17 protein-coding genes are annotated in these 18,552 nt (G+C 70.9%); 4 read left to right on the top strand and 13 right to left on the bottom strand.

Translation table 11 applies throughout. The features are described from left to right. Nucleotides 1-4 precede the first annotated feature (4 nt). The 3 genes from Sfulv_RS23845 to Sfulv_RS23835 form a co-directional block, all read right to left on the bottom strand. A complete protein-coding gene (locus Sfulv_RS23845) occupies nt 5-880 on the bottom strand; it encodes an NlpC/P60 family protein (RefSeq protein WP_173316564.1) in 876 nt (291 codons plus the stop codon). A gap of 123 nt (nt 881-1,003) precedes the next feature. Further along, a complete protein-coding gene (locus Sfulv_RS23840) occupies nt 1,004-1,519 on the bottom strand; it encodes an RNA polymerase sigma factor (protein ID WP_173318164.1) in 516 nt (171 codons plus the stop codon). A gap of 121 nt (nt 1,520-1,640) precedes the next feature. Continuing rightward, the gene (locus Sfulv_RS23835; protein ID WP_173316563.1) at nt 1,641-2,306 is read right to left on the bottom strand and encodes a M15 family metallopeptidase; all 666 of its coding nucleotides are present in this window, start codon (nt 2,304-2,306) and stop codon (nt 1,641-1,643) included. 221 nt (nt 2,307-2,527) lie between these two features. Between Sfulv_RS23835 and Sfulv_RS23830 the strand changes: the two genes are divergently transcribed. From Sfulv_RS23830 to Sfulv_RS23820, 3 genes are all read left to right on the top strand, one after another. Then, nucleotides 2,528-5,794 (top strand): AfsR/SARP family transcriptional regulator, encoded by a 3,267-nt coding sequence (locus tag Sfulv_RS23830; protein ID WP_173316562.1) that lies wholly within the window; start codon nt 2,528-2,530, stop codon nt 5,792-5,794. A gap of 212 nt (nt 5,795-6,006) precedes the next feature. Further along, nucleotides 6,007-6,381 carry a hypothetical protein gene (locus Sfulv_RS23825; protein ID WP_173316561.1) on the top strand — a complete coding sequence of 125 codons (375 nt, stop codon included), beginning with the start codon at nt 6,007-6,009 and terminating at the stop codon, nt 6,379-6,381. A gap of 37 nt (nt 6,382-6,418) precedes the next feature. Next, nucleotides 6,419-6,799, top strand: a complete 381-nt coding sequence (locus tag Sfulv_RS23820) for a hypothetical protein (RefSeq protein WP_173316560.1) — start codon at nt 6,419-6,421, stop codon at nt 6,797-6,799. A 97-nt stretch (nt 6,800-6,896) separates the two neighbouring features. Here the strand turns inward: Sfulv_RS23820 and Sfulv_RS23815 are convergent, their stop codons facing one another. From Sfulv_RS23815 to Sfulv_RS23780, 8 genes are all read right to left on the bottom strand, one after another. Further along, nucleotides 6,897-7,790: an NAD-dependent protein deacetylase gene (locus Sfulv_RS23815; protein ID WP_173316559.1), complete on the bottom strand. Its 894-nt coding sequence runs from the start codon at nt 7,788-7,790 to the stop codon at nt 6,897-6,899. 319 nt (nt 7,791-8,109) lie between these two features. Further along, the gene (locus tag Sfulv_RS23810; RefSeq protein WP_173316558.1) at nt 8,110-9,978 is read right to left on the bottom strand and encodes an ABC transporter ATP-binding protein; all 1,869 of its coding nucleotides are present in this window, start codon (nt 9,976-9,978) and stop codon (nt 8,110-8,112) included. Then, nucleotides 9,975-10,409, bottom strand: a complete 435-nt coding sequence (locus Sfulv_RS23805) for a lasso peptide biosynthesis B2 protein (RefSeq protein WP_173316557.1) — start codon at nt 10,407-10,409, stop codon at nt 9,975-9,977. The genes Sfulv_RS23810 and Sfulv_RS23805 overlap by 4 nt, the downstream gene beginning before the upstream one ends. Continuing rightward, entirely contained in the window at nt 10,406-10,660 is a 255-nt protein-coding gene (locus Sfulv_RS23800; protein ID WP_173316556.1) for a lasso peptide biosynthesis PqqD family chaperone, read from the bottom strand. The genes Sfulv_RS23805 and Sfulv_RS23800 overlap by 4 nt, the downstream gene beginning before the upstream one ends. A 40-nt stretch (nt 10,661-10,700) precedes the next feature. Then, nucleotides 10,701-12,557, bottom strand: a complete 1,857-nt coding sequence (locus Sfulv_RS23795) for a lasso peptide isopeptide bond-forming cyclase (RefSeq protein ID WP_173316555.1) — start codon at nt 12,555-12,557, stop codon at nt 10,701-10,703. A gap of 26 nt (nt 12,558-12,583) precedes the next feature. Beyond that, the gene (locus tag Sfulv_RS23790) at nt 12,584-12,694 is read right to left on the bottom strand and encodes a keywimysin-related RiPP (RefSeq protein ID WP_173316554.1); all 111 of its coding nucleotides are present in this window, start codon (nt 12,692-12,694) and stop codon (nt 12,584-12,586) included. Nucleotides 12,695-13,393: 699 nt separating this feature from the next. Next, nucleotides 13,394-13,960: a VanZ family protein gene (locus tag Sfulv_RS23785; protein WP_371874701.1), complete on the bottom strand. Its 567-nt coding sequence runs from the start codon at nt 13,958-13,960 to the stop codon at nt 13,394-13,396. Nucleotides 13,961-14,278: 318 nt separating this feature from the next. Then, on the bottom strand, nt 14,279-15,262 hold the full coding sequence (locus tag Sfulv_RS23780) for a YihY/virulence factor BrkB family protein (protein WP_246353208.1): 984 nt from the start codon (nt 15,260-15,262) through the stop codon (nt 14,279-14,281). A gap of 1,050 nt (nt 15,263-16,312) precedes the next feature. Between Sfulv_RS23780 and Sfulv_RS23775 the strand changes: the two genes are divergently transcribed. Beyond that, the gene (locus Sfulv_RS23775; protein WP_173316553.1) at nt 16,313-17,599 is read left to right on the top strand and encodes a PP2C family protein-serine/threonine phosphatase; all 1,287 of its coding nucleotides are present in this window, start codon (nt 16,313-16,315) and stop codon (nt 17,597-17,599) included. Nucleotides 17,600-17,721: 122 nt separating this feature from the next. On the opposite strand, the gene Sfulv_RS23770 is transcribed toward Sfulv_RS23775, so the two are convergent. Further along, on the bottom strand, nt 17,722-18,033 hold the full coding sequence (locus Sfulv_RS23770) for an SCO5918 family protein (RefSeq protein ID WP_173316552.1): 312 nt from the start codon (nt 18,031-18,033) through the stop codon (nt 17,722-17,724). A gap of 55 nt (nt 18,034-18,088) precedes the next feature. Beyond that, on the bottom strand, nt 18,089-18,493 hold the full coding sequence (locus Sfulv_RS23765) for a CBS domain-containing protein (protein WP_173316551.1): 405 nt from the start codon (nt 18,491-18,493) through the stop codon (nt 18,089-18,091). Nucleotides 18,494-18,552: the final 59 nt, after the last annotated feature.

The raw sequence follows: 18,552 nt of genomic DNA, 5'->3' as shown, positions 1-18,552 counted from the left end.
TGGATCAGCAGGTGGGGACCCCGGGCAGCCAGGCCGCCGGGTCGTTGATGTAGATGTTCGAGATCCATGCCTTGTACTTCGGCAGGTAGGACCAGGCGTCGTTGGTGTAGCCCTCGGCGGTGATCATTTCCCCGCGCACCTGGCAGAGCACGTCCACGGCCGTGGGGCCGGGCAGCCGGCCCACGGGAAGCTGCCGGGTGCTGGGATCAGGACGCAGGCTCACATCGGTGCCCCAGGTCATGAACCGCTTGGTGCCCGCGGGCGGCTGCTCGGCGCCGGCGATGCGCAGGGCCCCCGCGTACTGGGTGTTGAGCCGTACGTCACTGACCATCACGAGCGTCCCGGACTCCCGGGCCTCGACCATCCTGCCGTTGCCGAGGTAGATGGCGATGTGGTGGACGCTGCCGAGGTTGGCCGGGTCCGACCCCCACAGCAGCAGGTCGCCCGGCTGAAGCGGAGCGATCCCCTGGGCGCGGGTGAACCGGGCCGTGGCACCGCTCCACTTGGCCTGGTTCCACGTCCCCTCGGGCAGGGCGATGCCCGCTCCCTGCCACGCCGCGTACTGCACCAGGTGCGAGCAGTCAAAGCCCTTCACCTGGCTGTCGTGGGCGCCCGGGCCACCGCCGGGGTAGTCCTGACCGTACGTCGGCCCGTGGACGGAGCCGCCGCCCCACGAGTAGGGCACCCCGATCTGCGAGCACGCGGCGTTGACGATCGCCTGGGCCTGGGCGGGAGCGTCCGCCAGGGGACGGCAGTCGGCGGCGGCCACCGCCGTCGAGGAGACCGGCGACGAGGCGGCCATCGCCGTACCGGTACAAGCCAATGTGGTGGCGAGGAGCAGTCCTCCCGCCGTCGAGAGAGCGCGGTTGGTGCGGCGCATGGGGTTCCCCCTGGTGTGTCGGCGTGACGTGCGTGGGTGCTGTACGGGGCGGCGGCTCCCGGCAGTTGGTAGGGCTGCCTTGTGCCGCGTGGTGAAAGAGGCGGTCGGTTCGGCGGTCGGTTCCTATGCGTCGAGCACGGCGCGGATCTTGGCGAGTCCGCGCATACGGTTGCGTTGGACCGTGCCGCGGTGGGCGCCGAGCCGTTCCCCCGCCATGTCATGGGTCAGGTCCTCTATGTCGACCAGGATCACGGCGGCCGCCTCCTTGGGGGACAGCCCGCTCAGCAGCGCGGCCGTCACCGCCTCGGCCTCGCGGCTCGCGAAGCCGCCGTCCCAGCCGTGTTCCGGCAGCGTGTCGGTGCAGCGCTCCCGACGTGAGGGGTGCCGCCACAGGTCGCGCAGCAGGTTCAGCGCCGCCGCGCAGGTGTAGGCGTACGGCTGCTGCTGACGCGTCAGGGTGTGGGCGCGTGCCCGGCGGGAAAGCCTCAGGTACGTCTCCTGCAGCAGGTCGTCGGCGTCGTGCGGATTGCCGGTCAGGGCCAGCAGTCTGCGCCGCAGCCTCGGCATCACGGCGGTGAACGCCTCGTCGAACTCGGCAGCGGTCATGTGGCCGGCGAAGGCCCCCGTGGGCGTGCTCATGCTGGTGGTGGTCGTGGTCGTGGTCGTGGTCGGTGTCGCAGTGTCGAAGGTCCTGGACGACGTGGTCAGCGTCGTCGTCATGCAGGTGTTCTCCACGGTGTTTCCCCCGGGTCCGGCTGTCTCAGACTGTGGTTGGGCGCAGGGAGGCGGGACCGTACTTGGCCGTCGGCGCCTGGGTCAGGAGCGCCCAGTACCGGTCCCCGTACGACCAGTGCCACCACTCGGTGGGGTAGTTGACGAAACCCGCCGCCGTCATGGCCCGGCCCATCACCTCCCGGCCGGCACGGGCGACGGCGTCGATGTTGAGCGCGGCGGTGCGGCAACCGCCCTCGCTCTCCTCGGGGGTGGCGTTGACCTCCGTGCCCAGTGGCAGTTCGGCACCGTCGTCCGTGCACAGCGTCAGGTCCACCGCGCCGCCGCTGACGTGCGGGGCGACTTCCGGGGGCGAGATGTACGCGCTGGCCAGCTCCCGGATGCGGTCAGCCCCGGCGCCCGGATGCGCCGCCCGCAGCGTCGCCGCGTACTCGTCGAAGTAGCGGCGCTGCAGGGCGGGCGGCCGGAAGCCCTCCACCATCAGCAGGCGGATGCCCGGGGGCAGCGCGTCCTGTGCGAGCAGGAGCCGGCGCAGCACGTCGGCCCTGAGATGGGCATACGAGCCGTCGTCGTCCGTCTTCCGCGTGTCGACCCGCAGTGCGGCGACCTCCCGGGTGTCGACCAGGGGCTCACCGTTCTCGATGACACGCGTGGCGGCGACCCGGGGGTCCGAGAGCAGAATGATGTCCGTCACGCTCACAGCGTCCAGCCGGGCGATGCAGGATCGATGCAGATCCTCTGCAGGACGCATGCAGCGCCGGAACGGGCCACCAGCACCGGCAGACCCGACGGGTTCCGGCCACCCCGAACGCCACATCGGCCAACACTGAATCCGGCAGTCCGGCAACCGGCTTAGGAACGCCTGGCGGTGGATAAATTGTCCCCGACTGCGGAGACGTGAAATCGGGGGACACGGTGGACGTTCGCCTTCTGGGCCCGGTCGAGGCGGTGAGCGGGGGACACCGGATCGCACTGAACGGCGCCAAACCGACTGCGATCTTCGCGGCTCTCGTCGTGCATCTCGGTGAGGTGCTGTCCGTCGAGCGGCTGGTCGATCTGGTCTGGGAGGAGGAGCCGCCTGCCACCGCGCGGGCGCTCGTCGCCTCGCACGTCTCCGGACTGCGCCGGTCCCTGGCCGGTACGGAGGGCGCGGAGGCCATCCGTACCCGCTCCCCGGGTTACGTCGCGGAGTTCCCGCCCTCCGCCGTGGACGCCCGGTGTTTCGAGGAGGCGTTCGCCGCAGGACGGAGGGCGGCGGCCGACGGGCGGGCCGAGGAGGCTGTCGACATCCTGCAGGCGGCGTCGCGTCTGTGGCGTGGCCGGGACGCCCTGGAAGGGCTCGGTCAGTCCTTCGCCCGTGTCGAGGCCATGCGCCTGACGGAACTCCGGCATGAGGCGACCGAGTTCCGCTTCTCCGCCGAACTGGACCTGGACCGGCGTACGGACCTCATCTCCGAACTCGTCGCCCACGTCGCCGCCCACCCCCTCCGGGAGCGCCCGCGCGGCCAGCTGATGACCGCCCTGTTCCGCGCCGGCCGGATGCCCGACGCGCTGCGCTGCTACGACGAGGGCCGCCGTCTGCTCCGTACGGAACTGGGCATCGACCCCGGCCCGGAGCTGCGCGCGCTGCACCAGGCCCTGCTGCGGGCGGACACGACGGTGCTGGGAGCGCCGGCTGCCCGGCAGGCCGCGCCCGCCGGGAAGGGGCCCGTGCCCGCACCGGCGGCGGCTCGCCCGCGCTCGGACGAGGACACACCGGCGACCCGCCGCTCCGAGCGGTCCCGTGAGGACACCGGTCATCCGGCGCCCAGCCAGCTCCCGCCTGACGTCGCTGACTTCATAGGCCGTACCGAGCAGGCGGCCTGGGCGACCGCCCTGTTGCAGGAGGTGCGCGACCCGCTGCGCACCGCGCCGACCATCGGGGTCATCTCCGGCCGGTCGGGCACCGGCAAGACCGCCCTGGCCGTCCACGTGGGCCATCGCACCGCCGAGCTCTTCCCCGACGGACAACTCTTCGTGGACCTGCGTGCCTCGGACTCCGAGCCGGTACAGACCGCGGACGCCCTGGCCCGACTGCTGCGCGCCCTCGGGGTGGACCCCGAGACCCCGGCGCGCGACGAGAAGGACCTCATCGGGCTGTACCGCACCCACATCGCGAGCCGCCGGGTCCTGCTCATCCTCGACAACGCCGTCAGCGCGGCCCTGCTGCGCCCGCTGCTCCCGCCGGGCGGCGGCTCGGCCGTGCTGATCACCGCCCGCCGCCGGCTCATGGCGCTGGAGGGCGCCGCCCACCTCGATCTGGGGGTGCCGCCCGAGACGGAGGCACTGGACCTGCTGGCCCGTGTGGCCGGTCCGGCCCGGCCCGCCCTGGAGCCCGACCGGGCCGCCGAGATCGTCGCGCTGTGCGGTCGGCTGCCGCTCGCCGTCCGGATCGCCGGGGTCCGCCTGGCGGCCCGTCCCCACTGGACACCGGCGCGGCTCGCGTCACGCCTGCGGGACGAGCGTCGCCGACTGGACGAACTGCAGGCGGGCGACCTGGAAGTGCGCGCGAGCCTCGGACTGGGCTACGCGGACCTGGACAAGCAGGAGCAGCGCGCCCTGCGCCGTCTGGCCCTGCTCGATCTGCCCGACTTCGCCGCGTGGATCGCCGGACCGCTCCTGGACGTGAGCGAGGACGACGCGGAGGACGCGGTCGAGATACTCGTGGACTGCCACTTCGTGGAGGTCGTGGCCACCGACGAGACGGGCGGAACGCGCTACCGCATCCACGATCTGGCGCGCGAGTACGCCCGGGAGCGCTGCTTGACCGACGACTCCCCGGAGGAACGGGAGACGGCGGTCCGCAGACTGGTGGCCTGCTGGCTGGACATGGCCCGCGTCGCGGCGGCCCACGGACCGGGCGGCGCGTCCCGGCTCCTGTCGGTCACCACGACGGCCGCGCTGGCGCGGGGCATGGACGGGCTGACGCGGGACGTGGCCGGGTCACTGCGGGATGGGGAGGGGCCGGCGCAGGTCGCCGGTGGGGCCGCGCGGGTCTCGGACGGGTCGGCCCCGCCGACGGAAGCGCTGGCCCACCTGACGGACGAACCGGCCGCGTGGTTCGCCGCTGAGCAGCCGTGTCTGCTGGCCGCCGTCATCCACTGCGCGGACCACGGCATGTTCGACGCCGCCCGCGAGCTCGCCGCCACGCTCATGGCCGCCTCCATGGCCCTCTACAACCAGTTCGACGCCTGGTCCCGTTCCCACGACGTGGCCCTGGCGGCGGTACGCCGTGGCGGCGACGTCGAGGGCGAGGGCTGGCTGCTGAACGGGCTCGGCCAACTCCGTCTGGAGCAGGACCGCTTCGATGAGGCGTACGCGTTCTTCACCCTGGCGCTGCGGCTGTTCCAGGAGCGATCCGTACGCATCGGCTGCGCGGACGCACGGGCCGGCATGGGCGCGGCCCGCCGTGAACAGGCCCGCTTCGACGAGGCGTTGCCGCTGCTGACCTCGGCGCTGGAGCAGTACCGGGAGCCGGAGGACACGGTGTCCATGGCCCATGTGCTGTACGGCATCGGTTACGTGCACCGGGAACAGGGCCGCGACGACGAGGCGTGGGAGGCCCTCTCCCGCGCCCACCGCCTGTACGTCACCGCCTGGGACCGGCACGGCGAGGCGCTCGCGCTGCGCTCACTGGGCCTGTGCCACCGGGCGCGTGGTGACCTGGCGGGTGCGGAGACCCTCCTGCGGCAGTCCCTCGCCATCTTCGAGGAGACGGACGACGCCTACGGCGTCATGTACGCGAGCCAGGCACTGGCCAAGGTCGAGTTCCGGCAGGGCCGGATGACCGAGGCCCGGCAGCGGCTCGAACGGTGTCTGGACATCACCCGCGAGCGCCAGGACATGTTCGGCGAGGCCCTCGTCCTGCGCACCATGGGCGAGTGGCACCTCGCCGCGTCCGACTGGGAGACGGCTACCGGGACCCTGCGGCAGGCGCTCTCCCTGTGGGACGAGCTGCAACTGCCGCTGTGGCGTGCCCGTACCCTGAGGGATTTGGCCCGCGCCGCCCTGGCCCAGGGCGGGACCGGGACGAGCCGCGAACTCGAGCAGGAGGCGTACGAGGTCTTCCGCCGGCTCGGCACCCGCGAAGCGCTTGAAACCCTGAAGCCACGGGAAGGTAGGGCGGGCATCGGAACCGGCTGAGCCGGGGCGTCCACCGATATGGGCCAGGCGGCAACTGATAGAGGGCATACGGTTATCACCGGGGACGAGCACCTGGCCCACGTCAGCGACTGTGCGTTCTGACGGACCACCTTCGCGAAAGTGCCCCGCGGTGCTGTCATACGGACGCACCACCCCTTCCGTCACACAGTCGAACAGCAGGCAGTCACGGCAGAACGGCGAAGGGGAAAACAATGGCGAAGCGATCCAAGCTGGCGGCAGTGGGAATGGCGCTGGCCGCGGCTGTCTCCCTGCTCGGCACGGCCGGCAGCGCGGAGGCCGCCGCACAGGGCGTGAACACCACCGTCCAGGCCGGCAGCAATATCAGGGAGGCCGCCACCACGAACAGCCGGCTCGTGGGCACCACCGCGTTCCTGAGCGAGGCGTACATCCACTGCTACAAGCTCGGCCAGCACGTGACGGTCGGCAACTACGGCACCAATGTCTGGTACTACGGCAACGTCTTCGACGACGACGCGACGCCGGCGCACTTCTACAGGAACGTGTGGCTGTGGGGCGGCAACGTCAACGTCGGCACCGACCCGTCCCCCGACGTCGCGCCCTGCTGACGCCGCCGATTCCACGATCGAACCGAGGAGCATGCCCATGATCAGGCGACGTATGTCGGCCGCGGCTGCCGGGCTGGCGCTCGGCGCTGCCCTTTCCCTGCTCGGCACCACAGGGACCGCCCAGGCCGCGCCTTCCAGCGCCGACGGCTACGCGGCGACGGTGCAGGCGAACAGCAATCTGCGAGACGCCCCCAACACCAGCAGCCGGATCTGGGGCACCACGACGAAGGTGACCGAGGCCGGCATCGCCTGCTACACGCGCGGCCAGTACGTGCAGGTCGGCAGCTACGGCACCAACGTCTGGTACTACGGCACCGTCATCGACTACGACATCGGCCACATCTACAGCAACGTGTGGATGTGGGGCGGCAACGTGAACGTCGGTGCCGACCCGGCCCCCGGCATCCCCGGCTGCTGACCGACTCCCCCCGCCCCTCCCCCGCGCTCCACGCCCCCGAGGCTCCGTCCCGTGCGGACGCCCGGGGGCGCGGCAGGCTCTGCGGAGGCGAGGGAAGTCAGTGGTTGCCGTCGGCGGGGAGCTTCAGATGGCCGGCCACGCTGGTCAGGGCCTCGCCGAGGGGGAGCGCGACGCGGGTGAGGGCGAGCTGGTCGCCCCGGGTGGCATCCCGGTTGACGATGAGCACCGGCGTGGATGCCTGGAATGCCTGACGGACGAACCGTAGCCCGGACATCACGGTGAGCGAGGAACCCAGGACCAGCAGCGATGTCGCTTCCCGGACCAGCTGACGGCACTGCTCGACCCGCGGTGGGGGTACGGATTCACCGAAGAAGACGACGTCCGGTTTGAGGATGCCGCCGCAGCTCACGCAGGGCATCACGCGGAACCCCCCGACCTGGGCGTCGGTGAGGTCGGCATCGCCGTCAGGATTGACGCCGGCCGCCACCGGCTCGAAGCCCGCATTGGCCTCCTCCAGACGCAGGGCGAGTTCTCGGCGCGCGCTGCCGGCCCCGCAGGACAGGCAGACGACCCGTTCCAGGCTGCCATGCAGCTCGACGACGTCCCTGCTGCCGGCGGCCTGGTGCAGTCCGTCGACGTTCTGAGTGATCACACCCGAGAGCAGCCCGTGCCGCTCGAACGCGGCGACGGCCCGGTGGCCGGCGTTGGGGCGGGCACGGCCGAAGATGCGCCAGCCGAGATGGCTGCGGGCCCAGTACCGGCGGCGTGCCTGGGCGCTGGCAGTGAATTCCTGGTACGTCATCGGTGTGTGCCGGCCAAGGCTTCCGCCCTCGCCCCGGTAGTCAGGGATGCCCGATTCCGTGGAGAGGCCCGCTCCGCTGAGCACCAGCACCCCGCCTGTGCTCAGGGCATCGACGACCGGTGCCAGATCCGTGGTGCCGGGCGGCAGGTCCTCGGCAGGAGCCCAGCTCAGGGTGGGTCGCATGCGCATGCCGCCAGGATACGGAATCCGTGGCGGCACGGCCTTGGTACCGGTGCACGGCTGAGGCGGTCACCGTGTCGCTGCCACAGTGACCGGGGCCTGCCGTGCCGCTTCAGCCGGTGGTCAGCGCGGCGTTCCACACGAGCGGTCGACATAGTGGTTTCGCATGCCGAGCTGTTGAGGGCTGTGGTGGCGAGTGGGTTCCCACTTCGCTGCGCGTGCGGGCACGGGTGCCCGTCCCTGGAGGTCCTGGACTGCCCCGCGGCACTCGCAGAGTTCTCCGTCGTTCCAGTCGGCCGGTCCGGTGCTCGGCACTGTGGCCCTTCCCCTATCGGCCGGGTCGCAGGGGTCGGTACGCGTGGGTGGGGTGTGGTCCGGTGGAGCGCGTGGTGGCCGGCCGGAGTATCTGTCCGGCGGCGAGCTCCCGGTAGACGGGGCTGGTGGCGAGGAGTTCCTCGTGAGGTCCGCAGGCGACCGCGGTGCCCCTGTCGAGGACGACGATGCGATCGGCGTGCTGGACTGTGGACAGGCGGTGGGCGATGACCAGTACGGCGCATTCCTGGGCCGCGTCGCGCATCACGGCGGTGAGCGCGGTTTCGTTGACGGCGTCCAGGTGGGAGGTCGGCTCGTCCAGCAGGAGGAGGCTGGGCCGGGCCAGGAGGGCGCGGGCCAGGGCGACCCTCTGCCGTTCGCCTCCGGAGAGGGTGCCGCCTCGTTCGCCGAGCATCCCTGACAGGCCGCCGGGCAGGCGTGCGGCGACGTCGCTGAGCTGGGCGAGTTCGACTACGCGCTCGATCTCGGCCTCGGAGGCGTGAGGCTGGGCGTAGGTGATGTTGGCGCGCAGTGTGCCGTGGACGACGTGGGTGTTCTGGTCGACGATCGCGATGCGTGACCGGCACTCCTCGCGGCTCAGCTCGGTGGCAGGCCGGCCGTCGAAAAGCAGGAGACCGCCATCTGGTTCGTAGAATCTGGCCGCCAGGGCGAAGACGGTGCTTTTGCCCGCGCCCGACCGGCCGACCAGAGCTGTCTGGCTCCGGTGGGGGGCGGTGAAGGAGATGCCGCGCAGCACAGGGCGGTCCGGGTCGTAGCCGAAGGTGAGGTCCTCCAGGGCGAGTGCGGGCTTCTCCTGTGGACCGGCCGGCCGGGTGAGTACCCGTGTACGCGGGCGTACGGCCGGCATGTGAGTCCGTGCGGGTTCAGCGGGTAGGCACAGTGCCTGCCCGATGCGCTGGTAGGCCCCCATGCCTCGCTGGATGAGACCGACCGCGCGGAATACCGAGGACAGCGGCAGGGCCAGATACGAGGCGTAGAGCAGGAAAGCGACCAGGTCGCCGAGCGAGTTGGCGTCTGTGCTCACCCGCAGACCGCCGATGACCAGGACGATCAGGAAGGAGCCCTGGACGGCCAGTTCCACGGCCGGGCTCATCAGGGAGGCGAGCTTCGCAGTCCGTACACCGGCGCTGTACGCCGATTCGACGCATTCGCCGATGCGGGCGGCTTCACGGTCCTCCGCGCGGTGCACCCGGACCATCGGCAGGGCGCCGAGCGCGCGTTCCAGGTCGGCTGCGATGGCGCCGATGGAGGTCTGCATACGCTCGGAGGCGGCCCGGATGCCCTTCAGCAGCGAGATGACGATCACGGCGGCGACAGCTACGGTCGCCGCGACCAGGAGGAGGAGCAGTGGATCGATCCACAGCATGAGGACGATCGCCCCGGCGGCGACGAGGGTTCCGGTGACCAGGTCGACCAGCGCCTGGGACACCACTTCCCGCAGCAGGGTGGTGTCGGTGGTGACGCGGGAGATGAGGTCGGCGCTGCGGTGCTTGTCGTACTCCCGCATCTCCAGGCGGAGCAGCCGCCCCACGAGGCTGTGGCGCAGCTGCCGTACGACGCGCTCCCCCATGCGTTCCAGGACGAAACGGCCCATCGCTCCGGTCGCCGCTTCGGTGACGAACAGCGCGGCCAGGAGCAGCAGCAGGGGGCCCAGTACCTGTCCGCGTCCGCTGGCGTCCACGACCTGTTTCGCGACGAGTGGCTGAGCCAGGCCGAGAGCGGAGGCGACGAGTGTGAGCGCGGTGGCGACGAGGGCGGATGTGCGGTGCCCGTCGGTCAGCCGGTACATGGTGGCGACTGCGGCGCGCGTGGAGCGGTCGTCCTCGGTGGCCGGCTGTGGCTGGTCCGCGACGGTCTCGGTCATCGGCCCGATCGGGTCGCGGCAGCGATCGTCATGAGCCGGGTGAAGTAGTCGTCGGGTACGCCCTCGTCCACGGGGTGACCGTCCGCCTCGATCCAGGCGTGTGCGGTGAACGGCGGCACCACGCGCACCCCTGTGCACCAGGTCGGCCAGGTCCCGGTCAGGCGGCACAGCAGGGCGGCTCCCAGGGAACGGGGCAGACAGCCCTTCGGGCCGGCGCAGCGCAGGCTTACCGCGCACATGGCGTCCCGCGCGTTCTTGGCCTGTACGCCGGTGGCCGGCCTGGCGCCGCGGCATACGAGGCCGAGCACGGTACGGATGCGGCGGGGCGGCAACAGGGCGAGCACGATGGCGGGTACCAGGACGAGGCGGGCGGCCAGGCGCCACGCGAAGGGGACTCCGGTGGGCCGTTCCAGTGCGCTGGGGGTCGTCATTCTGCCAGCCCCGAGGTCCGCAGCTGCTGGACCAGGGCGGCGACGTCCTGCCTCGCCTGGGTGGCGTCGACGTCGAACTCGCCGGTGACAGCGGCGACCGCTTCCGCTTCGTCACCGCCCGCCATCAGCGTCCTGACCACCAGGCTGGCCGTGGGATTCAACTCGTAGTACTCACCGCCGCGTTCGTCCAGAAGGACCGTGCCGTACTCGGTCTCCGCTGCGGAGACGTCGGCGCCGAACCGCAATGCCATGGCGTACGTACCTTTCCTGGGTGGAGTGCAGGGAACAGTTTCAGGAACCGGCCCGCGCGGTGGACCCGGTGGTGCGGGCCAGGCCGCGCAGCCAGGCTTCGGCTGCGATGGTGGAGTAGAGGATCGCGTCGCGGAGTTCGGGTGTTCCCGGCCGCCGGGCGAGCCCGCGCAGCGCGTTCCCGTCGACCAGCCCCAACTGCTCCAGCCGGGAGTCCTCCCACAGGGCCACCAGGTCGGCGCGGTGCTCGCGCAGTCCGTTGGCGGCGTCCATGGACGCGGCGGCCTTGTTGGTGCGTCGCAGGCACGCATCGGGAACGATCCCGCTCATCGCGGCGGTCAGCAGGGGTTTGTACTGCCAGGGCGTGACGCGCTCGCTCGGGCGCACTGCCAGGCATGCCTCGATGACGCGGTCGTCCAGGAACGGTGATGCCATCGGCACCCCCGCCCGGGCTGCCATCCCGTCCCACTGACGCAGGATGCGCGTGCAGGAACGGATCTGGTCGAGGTCGGCGTGCAGACCCCGGTCCGGGTGCAACGGCATCGCGTTCGCCGCTGCCTCGCGCAGTACTCGCTGTGCTGCCCGTTCGGCGTCGGGGGTGACCCAGTCGAAGAGGCGTGGGGGCATGCCCCAGCCGAGGCTGGTGCTGACGCTGGTGGGCAGCGGGTCGCGCAGGCGGCCGCTGGAGTCGGCGAGCCACTTCCCGTACGGTCGCGAGTCGGTCAGCGCCCGTGCCGTGCCCCCCAGCGGCCACTGCCACAGGGCACGGAAGCCGCGGAGCCGGCGCAGGGCGAACAGCGGCCGGGTCCGCGCCAGGCGGTGGTAGTACGCCTCGGAGCACCAGGCCACATGGTCGCCGCCGATGCCGGTCAGATGCAGTCGGCTGCCGCGCTCGGCCATGGCGGGCAGGTGGTGCAGGACCCGGGAGCGGTCCATGACGCCGATGGTCGGTTCGTCCAGCAGGTCGTCGATGCTGAGCAGCTCGTTGTAGACCAGTGGGGAGGCGTCGGCGTCCCACACCACGTGATCGACGTCCGGCATGGAACGGGCCGCCTGCTGGGCCCAGTACAGGTCGGTGTCGGCGGGATCACGTCCCGGCCAGGTGCTCGCCACCACGTGGGCCGGTGAACGGTCGGCCAGGAAGCAGATGGAGGTGGAGTCCAGGCCGCCGGACAGGTCGGAGCTGACCACGCCGCCCTGCCGGGTACGGGCATCGACCGCCGCGGTGAGGGCATCGCGGACGAGGGGGGCACCCTCGGCGAGCGTGCGCGACGGCTCCAGTGGTGTCCACCAGCGGGAGTGGCGTACGGTCCGGCCGTCCGCCGCGACGGTCAGCGCGTCCTGCGGGGACACGGCGGTGATGCCGCGCCACATGGGTGCTTCGGCGAGCGGATGGGGAACCGGCCAGAGCAGGCGGACGGCCAGTTGCTCCTCGTCCAGTTCGGCGGCTGAGGCGGCGGCGAGCACATCAGCGCGGCTGGCAGCCACCTGTACGCCGTCGACGGCAGCGTGGAAGACCAGTCGGAGCCCGGATGCTGTGCCCTGGACCCTGATCTGTCCGTCGAGCGCGGCGATGAGATGGAAGCTCCCGGGGAGGGAGCGGGCCAGGGCGTCGAGTTCGCCGAGGTCACGCAACCGTCCGGCGCGGCGCTCCAGTTCGGTGGCGTCTACCGGGCAGCAGCCGATGACGGCGAGACCGGTGCGGCCGGCGAGCGCGGAGGTGATTTCGGTGTCGTGCCAGTGGCCGACGATCCAGGGACGGCCCGAGGCGTGGGTGAGGGTCCGGCTTCCGGGGCGGGAGAGGGAGCGGGCCACGGCGGCCGCGTCCTCACGGTCGGTGAAGACCGTGAAGTGCGCGTCGCCGGGGCCCGTCCCCGCACTCTCGTGCAGTTCAGTCATGACGTCGAATCAGGACCGTTTGTCCGTCAGTTCTTGCTCAGGAGCAGCCGGTCGTTGCCGGAACGCCCCAGGAGCCCGGTCACCTTCCGGAATGCCCCCAGCTTGGCGACCGTCGGTGCTTCGTAAGCCTTCTTCATGATGTCTCCCTCATGCAGGTTTACACGCCCGCCTCCCTGGCCGGCTGTGCACCGGAGACCGGTCCACAGCCGCCCTGCCCAGAGCCTGTCGGAAGCCCGGAACGAGGCAGCGGGTGCACTCCATAGCTACCTGCATCACCAGGTGCCGTGGCAAGGGCACTGAAGAAAGTCGGATAATCCGAACAATGCAGATCCGGTCGGATGTCCAGACGGCAGGTCAACCATATGGGCCGAAAGGCAACAAGGGGCGAGCGGAGTGCCCGGGAAGGAAGAGAAACGTTTCCACCTGCGGGTCCCAAATGCACATGGGCCGCTTTTCCGGGAGGGAATCCGAGGGAAACCGGCCGGAGCCGACCGGGCGCACTCACTCTCCTGGTCGCGCTACTTTGCCGTCCGCGTCTTGCCCGGATTCCGGATGCAACCGCCGCGCATCTCCAGCCTCACGGGTGGCCACCTGAGGCCGCGCGGCAAGGAGCCGCTGAATCCGCACGGGGCGGCATACGGTGCCTCACCGCCCGGACACTCCGGTTTCCTCCCCTCCCCGTACGTCCGCCGCAGACGGGAAGGTGACGGCCCTCAGGCCCCGGCGGACAGTGGACCCCGCCCCCTGCCGCGCCAGAACCTCAGTCGCGGCCGGAGTCGGGGTCATGGCCACCGCATCGACCGACAGCGGCGGCAGGGGCCGCCTGGAAGGCTCCGCTATGCCTGATCCGCAGCGGTCTCGGGGTGCTTGCTGGATCGGTGCCACCAGTGACGGCGTCGGGGATGCACGGCACGGCCCAGCCAGAGGCCGAGCAGCAGGTAACCCAGAAGGGCGCCCGTGGTGTTGAGCAGAACGTCATCGATGTCGAAGGTGCGCCCCATGATCAGGGCTCCCTGGACGAGTTCCACGAGGAGCATCACGACCGCGGTGGCCAGCGCCACCCGGACCAGCCCTCGCGTTCGGGGCACCAGCACCGGAAGCAGCACACCGAACGGCACACCCATCACGATGTTGCCGCCGAGCTGCTTGACCGTGTCGAAGGTCACCGGCTGGGCGAGGTAGGCACGGATGGAGTCACCAGGGCGCAGATTGCTGTGGGTCAACGGCACGGACGCCGCCGACGGTTCCAGCGTCAGCCGGGCCAGCACCACCGCGAACCCCACCATCGCCGCGAAGGCCACCAGCATGGCCAGTACCCGGCCGAGCACGGACATGGGGGGTGTGCCGGGGGCCCGGACCCCGGGTTCCGTCGCAGTCGTGTCACGCAGGACTGTTCGCGCCATCACAAGCTCCTAGCCACATTGGTCTACTTCTGGGTGTTCCGATATCCGCGACCTCAAGTGGCAGGCGCTGCGCTGGGCCCGTCCCGGTCCGAAGAGAGGTCGGTGACCGGGGCGGGGCACTGGTCACCGACGGACCAGTTGAGTGTGTCACGCTCGCAGCCTCTTCCCTCGCACGAGATCCGCCACAGGTCTTCCGAACCCGCCTTGTGCGACCGGTCATTCGTCGCTTTCCACCGGCGGAGTTCGTCAGAGGTGTACGCCGCGGGTCGGTGACGGGCGCCGGCGCCGGGGGTTGCTCGGCATCGGCTGCCCGGTGGGTCACCGACGACGGAGTTTGGCCAGTTCGGCGTTGAACTGGGCGCCGGTGAGGAGGGCCAGGTTGGACAGCCACAGCCACACCAGGAAGACGATGATCCCGGCGAGCGACCCGTACAGCCGGTTGTAGGTGCCGACGTGCGAGACGTAGAGGGCGAAGCCGCCGGAGGCTACGAGCCACAGGGCCACGGCCAGCGCGTCTCCCACAAGCCGCTGCCGCACCCCACGTGTCCCGGACGGGCCCGAGCTGAACAGCACCAGCACCAGGACGGCGACCAGGCACAGCAGGAGCGGCCATTTAAGCGCGTTCCAGGCGGTGCCGGCCATGCTGTCCATCCCCACGAGCCGGCCCACCGTGTGCGCCGCTTCGCCGGTCAGGATGAGCACCAGCGCACTGGAGACGAGAAGCATCAACAGCACCAGGGCGGTCACCACCAGGCGTGGTGCCGTCCTCCACACCGGGCGCAGGTCCTCGACACCGTGCATGACGTGCAGGGCCCGGCGGAAGACCCCCAGATAGCTGGAGGCGGACCACAGGGCGCCGACCATGCCGAAGACAGCCAGCGTCCAGGCGGCCGCGTGCTGCTCCGCCATGCCCTGCAATGTGCTCCGCATGACGGGGCGGGACTCGGTCGGCACGACAGCGAGCACGTTACCGATCAGGTTGTCGGTGGTCGATGCACCGACGATCCCCAACAGGGAGACCGTGACGAGGAGCGTCGGGAAGAGCGCGAGCACCGCGTAGTAGGTGAGGGCGGCGGCGAAGTCGGTCACGTTGTCGTTCCACACCGAGGCGGGGGTCCGGCGCAGCGCGGTACCGATGTGCTGCCAGCCCGGCAGGTCGCGCGCGTACTTCGGGGGCGGGAAGGGCGGCGTGGCTGCCTGGCGGGTCCGCACGTGGAGCGCGGGGAGCTCCGTTCCGGAGCGGGGCGGTGGCGGGCGGTCGGCACCGCCGGGCTCGAACGCAGGCATCGGTGAGCTGCTCATCAGGCGTGCGTGTCCCCCCTCGTGCCATGGGCCGACGTCCGGCTCCTGTTGGCAGACTTCCCCGGCGAGCCGTTCGTACGTCACCCCGGGCGACACGCCCCTTACATCGATGCGCGCATCCGCCTGAAGACACCGGCGTACCGCATCTGTCCGTGCCGCAGAACTTATCCGCTGCGCCGCCGGACAGCCAACTCCTTCACCTTCCGGGGTTTCAAGAGCGCGGGCTCCGGAGGGGGTCGACGCTCGCGGACCAGTCGTAATACCCGGGGGGACAGTGTCCGAAGGGGTGGACGAATCGTTCTGACCAATGTGACGGATGATCATTGGGCGGACTCCATCCGCAGCGCACCGGCCGGCAGCGGCAAGCGCAGAGCGGGTGCTCGTCTCCCGGAACAAATGCGCCGAGGACCTTCCCGCAGCCCGGCTCACGCCAGTGGGCCGGGCTCCGAGGAATCCGCGAACCGGAATACGCCTCTTTACAGTCGGCTCGCCGAGGAGTGGACGGCCCGGGGTGCCACCATCCCCTGCCACCCCGACCCGCTGTGGCAGCGCCTGGTGTCCGTCGAACACTTCAGACGCGAGACGGAAAGCACACTGCGCCGGCTCCACCTGTCAGCGGACCTCCCGTGGGAGCCGCAGCCGCGTCGGTACGACTGAAGGGGCCCGGAGTGATGCACGCCTCGCTGGTGTACCCCGGCCCCTTCACCACCCGGGCCCGCGCCGCGCCCGCGGCAGCCCGGGAAGCCGGTCACGGCACCACCCCGGTCTCCTCCCGTGCCTCGGGATCTCCCCCTGGACCTGCCGCTGGACCTCCCCTGGAAGGGTCGCCTCTCGCCTCCGCTGACGGCCCCACGCCGACCGCCGCCCCGAGGACCGGGTACGCACCACGGTGCCGCCCACCGCATCTCCCGGACCCGCCTCGGCACTCCCCTCGGCCGAGGGGTGAACCCCGTCCCGCGGTGGGGTAGCTTGCCTTCTCGTGCTCGCCAGCGAAGCCGTGTCACCGGGCATACGCTCTGGGGCGGCACGAGAGCGGGAAGGGGGGCTCCCATGCGGGACTTCGGAACGGACGAACTGGGTGAGGCACTGGCCGCGGCGGAGGCCGCACCGCCGGTGGAGTCCGTCGACGTCATATCCGCGGCTCTCCGAAGACAGCTCGGGGCCCGGTCCGTGTCGTTCCTGATCACCGACTTCACCGGCAGCTCCGTCGTCCGCCTGGGCACCACGGACGACATCGACCTGGACCGTCCCGCAGATCCGATCGCCGTCTCCGGCACCGTGTACGACAAGGTGATCCGGACTCAACGACCGCATGTGGAACGCGTAGGGGACGGTGCCTGGACCCGGGTGATCGCCGCGGTCACCAACCGCGGGGACGCGCTCGGACTGCTGGAGCTCTATCTGCCCCACCACCCCGGCCCGAACAGCCTGCAGAAGATCAGCCGGAGCGCGCACGCCCTGGCCTACATCATCATCGCCAACCGGCCCTTCACCGACCTGTACCAGTGGGGCCGGCGCACCACCCCGCTGAGCCTGGCCGCCGAGATCCAGCACCGGCTGCTGCCCACGTCGCTCGCCTGCGAAGCCGCCCAGTTCGCGGTCGCCGGCGCCTTGGAACCGGCCGAGTTCGTCGGCGGCGACACCTTCGACTACGTCATAGACCGTGACCACGTCCAGCTGTCCGTCACCGACGCCATGGGGCACGACGTGGACGCCGCCCTCCTCGCCACCCTCCTCGTGAGCGCACTGCGTCGCGCCCGCAGGCAGGGAGCCGGCCTCGCCGAACAGGCTCGGATCGCCGACCAGGCCGTGGCCGCGCACAGCGGCGGCCGCTACGTCACCGGACAACTGCTGCGTATCAGCCTGCACGACGGCCGAACCGAGTTCATCAACGCGGGCCACCCCTGGCCCCTGCGCCTGCGCGAGGGAAAGGTCGAGGAGATCGTGCCGAGCATCGACATGCCCTTCGGCCTCCTGGCCCCGCACACCTACACGGTCCAGCCCTTGGACCTGCGGGCCGGGGACCGGCTGGTCATGCTCACCGACGGGATGCTGGAGCGCAGCGCCGCCGGCCTCGATCTGCCCGCCCTGATCGAGAACACCCAGGACCTGCACCCACGGGAGGCCGCCCGTGTACTGATCGAGCATGTCGTCCACGCCCACGACGGGCTCCTGCAGGACGACGCCACCGTGATGTGCCTGGACTGGTACGGCATCGAGTCCACCCGCCGCGACGCCGACCACGGCGCCGACCTCACCGAAGCGTCCCCCACGGTCGGACAGCACACCGTCGGACAGCACACCTCTCCCCCAGGGCCCGCTGATCCTCGAAGGTGAGGTCGCCCGGCCCGGTTCGTCGCACGACGAGCGGGCGCGTCGGACCGGCGACAGGGCCTCACCGCCGCCACTGCGACCACTGACCCGCTGCCGCCCCGAGGAAGACCGGTACGCGGTGGGGGTCAGGCTGCCGCAGGGGCACCGAGCATCGCGGACGCGTGTTGCAAGGGGTTGAGAACGCGGGTGAGCGCGGGGGCCTGGGGAACGCCGCGACAGGTGAAGCCGAGCTGGGTCATGGCTCGGACGACCTCACCGGCGCTGAAGTCGCGGCGGTCCTGACGTGTGACGACCTGGCCGACCTGCTTGACGGGGTAGGTGCGTCGGCCGATGATCACGGACTCGCCGGACGCCTGCTCGGGCTTGATGCCCTTCATCGACTCCAGGACGCCGCCCTTGGTGAGATCGAAGGGGAGGCGGGCGATGACACAGCGCATGATGCCTCACAGGGAGAGGAGCGAAAGGGGGGTGTTCTGATGCGGTTGAGGCGGTTCAGCGGGCGAGAGCGAGGACGCCCAAGGCGCTGCCGTGTTCGTCGACCACTGGCAGGGCATCGACCTGGTTGTAGCGCATCATGTGGCCGGCTTCGGCCATGGTGGTCACAGGGGAGGTGAACGGTCCCCGGTCGCCGAGGATGTCCCGCAGCTGAACCCTGTCCGAGTACGCGGAGCCGTCATGGGCTGCTGTGAGCTGAGCCCGGGTGACCAGCGCGACACACCGGCCGCTGTCGTCGCAGACCAGCAGATGCCCGGTTCGGGCACTGGCCATGACGGACAGGGCCACCTCGACGGTCATGTCGTCGCAGACCTGCGGTCCCGCGGTGTCCATGGCGTCGGCCACCGTCCTGGGTACGGCAGTGGCATCGGTGGAGCGGGGCTGCATCTGGACCAGGGTCAAAAGGTGCCTCCTGCAAGAGTGGGTCAGCTTCCGGATCACGAAGTTCTCAGGCCGCCGCA

It is taken from the genome of Streptomyces fulvorobeus, assembly GCF_013167895.1.
In the GTDB taxonomy this organism is placed as follows: domain Bacteria; phylum Actinomycetota; class Actinomycetes; order Streptomycetales; family Streptomycetaceae; genus Streptomyces; species Streptomyces fulvorobeus.
The sequence above is the reverse complement of the archived record's forward strand: the minus strand, read 5'-3'. Positions and strand labels throughout refer to the sequence as shown.

Excerpts from the sequence above, each read along its gene's own strand:
- Sfulv_RS23845 (WP_173316564.1), bottom strand. The coding sequence starts at position 880 with ATGCGCCGCACCAACCGCGCTCTCTCGACGGCGGGAGGACTGCTCCTC.
- Sfulv_RS23840 (WP_173318164.1), bottom strand. The coding sequence starts at position 1,519 with ATGAGCACGCCCACGGGGGCCTTCGCCGGCCACATGACCGCTGCCGAG.
- Sfulv_RS23825 (WP_173316561.1), top strand. The coding sequence starts at position 6,007 with ATGGCGAAGCGATCCAAGCTGGCGGCAGTGGGAATGGCGCTGGCCGCG.
- Sfulv_RS23820 (WP_173316560.1), top strand. The coding sequence starts at position 6,419 with ATGATCAGGCGACGTATGTCGGCCGCGGCTGCCGGGCTGGCGCTCGGC.
- Sfulv_RS23815 (WP_173316559.1), bottom strand. The coding sequence starts at position 7,790 with ATGCGCATGCGACCCACCCTGAGCTGGGCTCCTGCCGAGGACCTGCCG.
- Sfulv_RS23810 (WP_173316558.1), bottom strand. The coding sequence starts at position 9,978 with ATGACCGAGACCGTCGCGGACCAGCCACAGCCGGCCACCGAGGACGAC.
- Sfulv_RS23805 (WP_173316557.1), bottom strand. The coding sequence starts at position 10,409 with ATGACGACCCCCAGCGCACTGGAACGGCCCACCGGAGTCCCCTTCGCG.
- Sfulv_RS23800 (WP_173316556.1), bottom strand. The coding sequence starts at position 10,660 with ATGGCATTGCGGTTCGGCGCCGACGTCTCCGCAGCGGAGACCGAGTAC.
- Sfulv_RS23795 (WP_173316555.1), bottom strand. The coding sequence starts at position 12,557 with ATGACTGAACTGCACGAGAGTGCGGGGACGGGCCCCGGCGACGCGCAC.
- Sfulv_RS23790 (WP_173316554.1), bottom strand. The coding sequence starts at position 12,694 with ATGAAGAAGGCTTACGAAGCACCGACGGTCGCCAAGCTGGGGGCATTC.
- Sfulv_RS23785 (WP_371874701.1), bottom strand. The coding sequence starts at position 13,960 with ATGGCGCGAACAGTCCTGCGTGACACGACTGCGACGGAACCCGGGGTC.
- Sfulv_RS23780 (WP_246353208.1), bottom strand. The coding sequence starts at position 15,262 with ATGAGCAGCTCACCGATGCCTGCGTTCGAGCCCGGCGGTGCCGACCGC.
- Sfulv_RS23775 (WP_173316553.1), top strand. The coding sequence starts at position 16,313 with ATGCGGGACTTCGGAACGGACGAACTGGGTGAGGCACTGGCCGCGGCG.
- Sfulv_RS23770 (WP_173316552.1), bottom strand. The coding sequence starts at position 18,033 with ATGCGCTGTGTCATCGCCCGCCTCCCCTTCGATCTCACCAAGGGCGGC.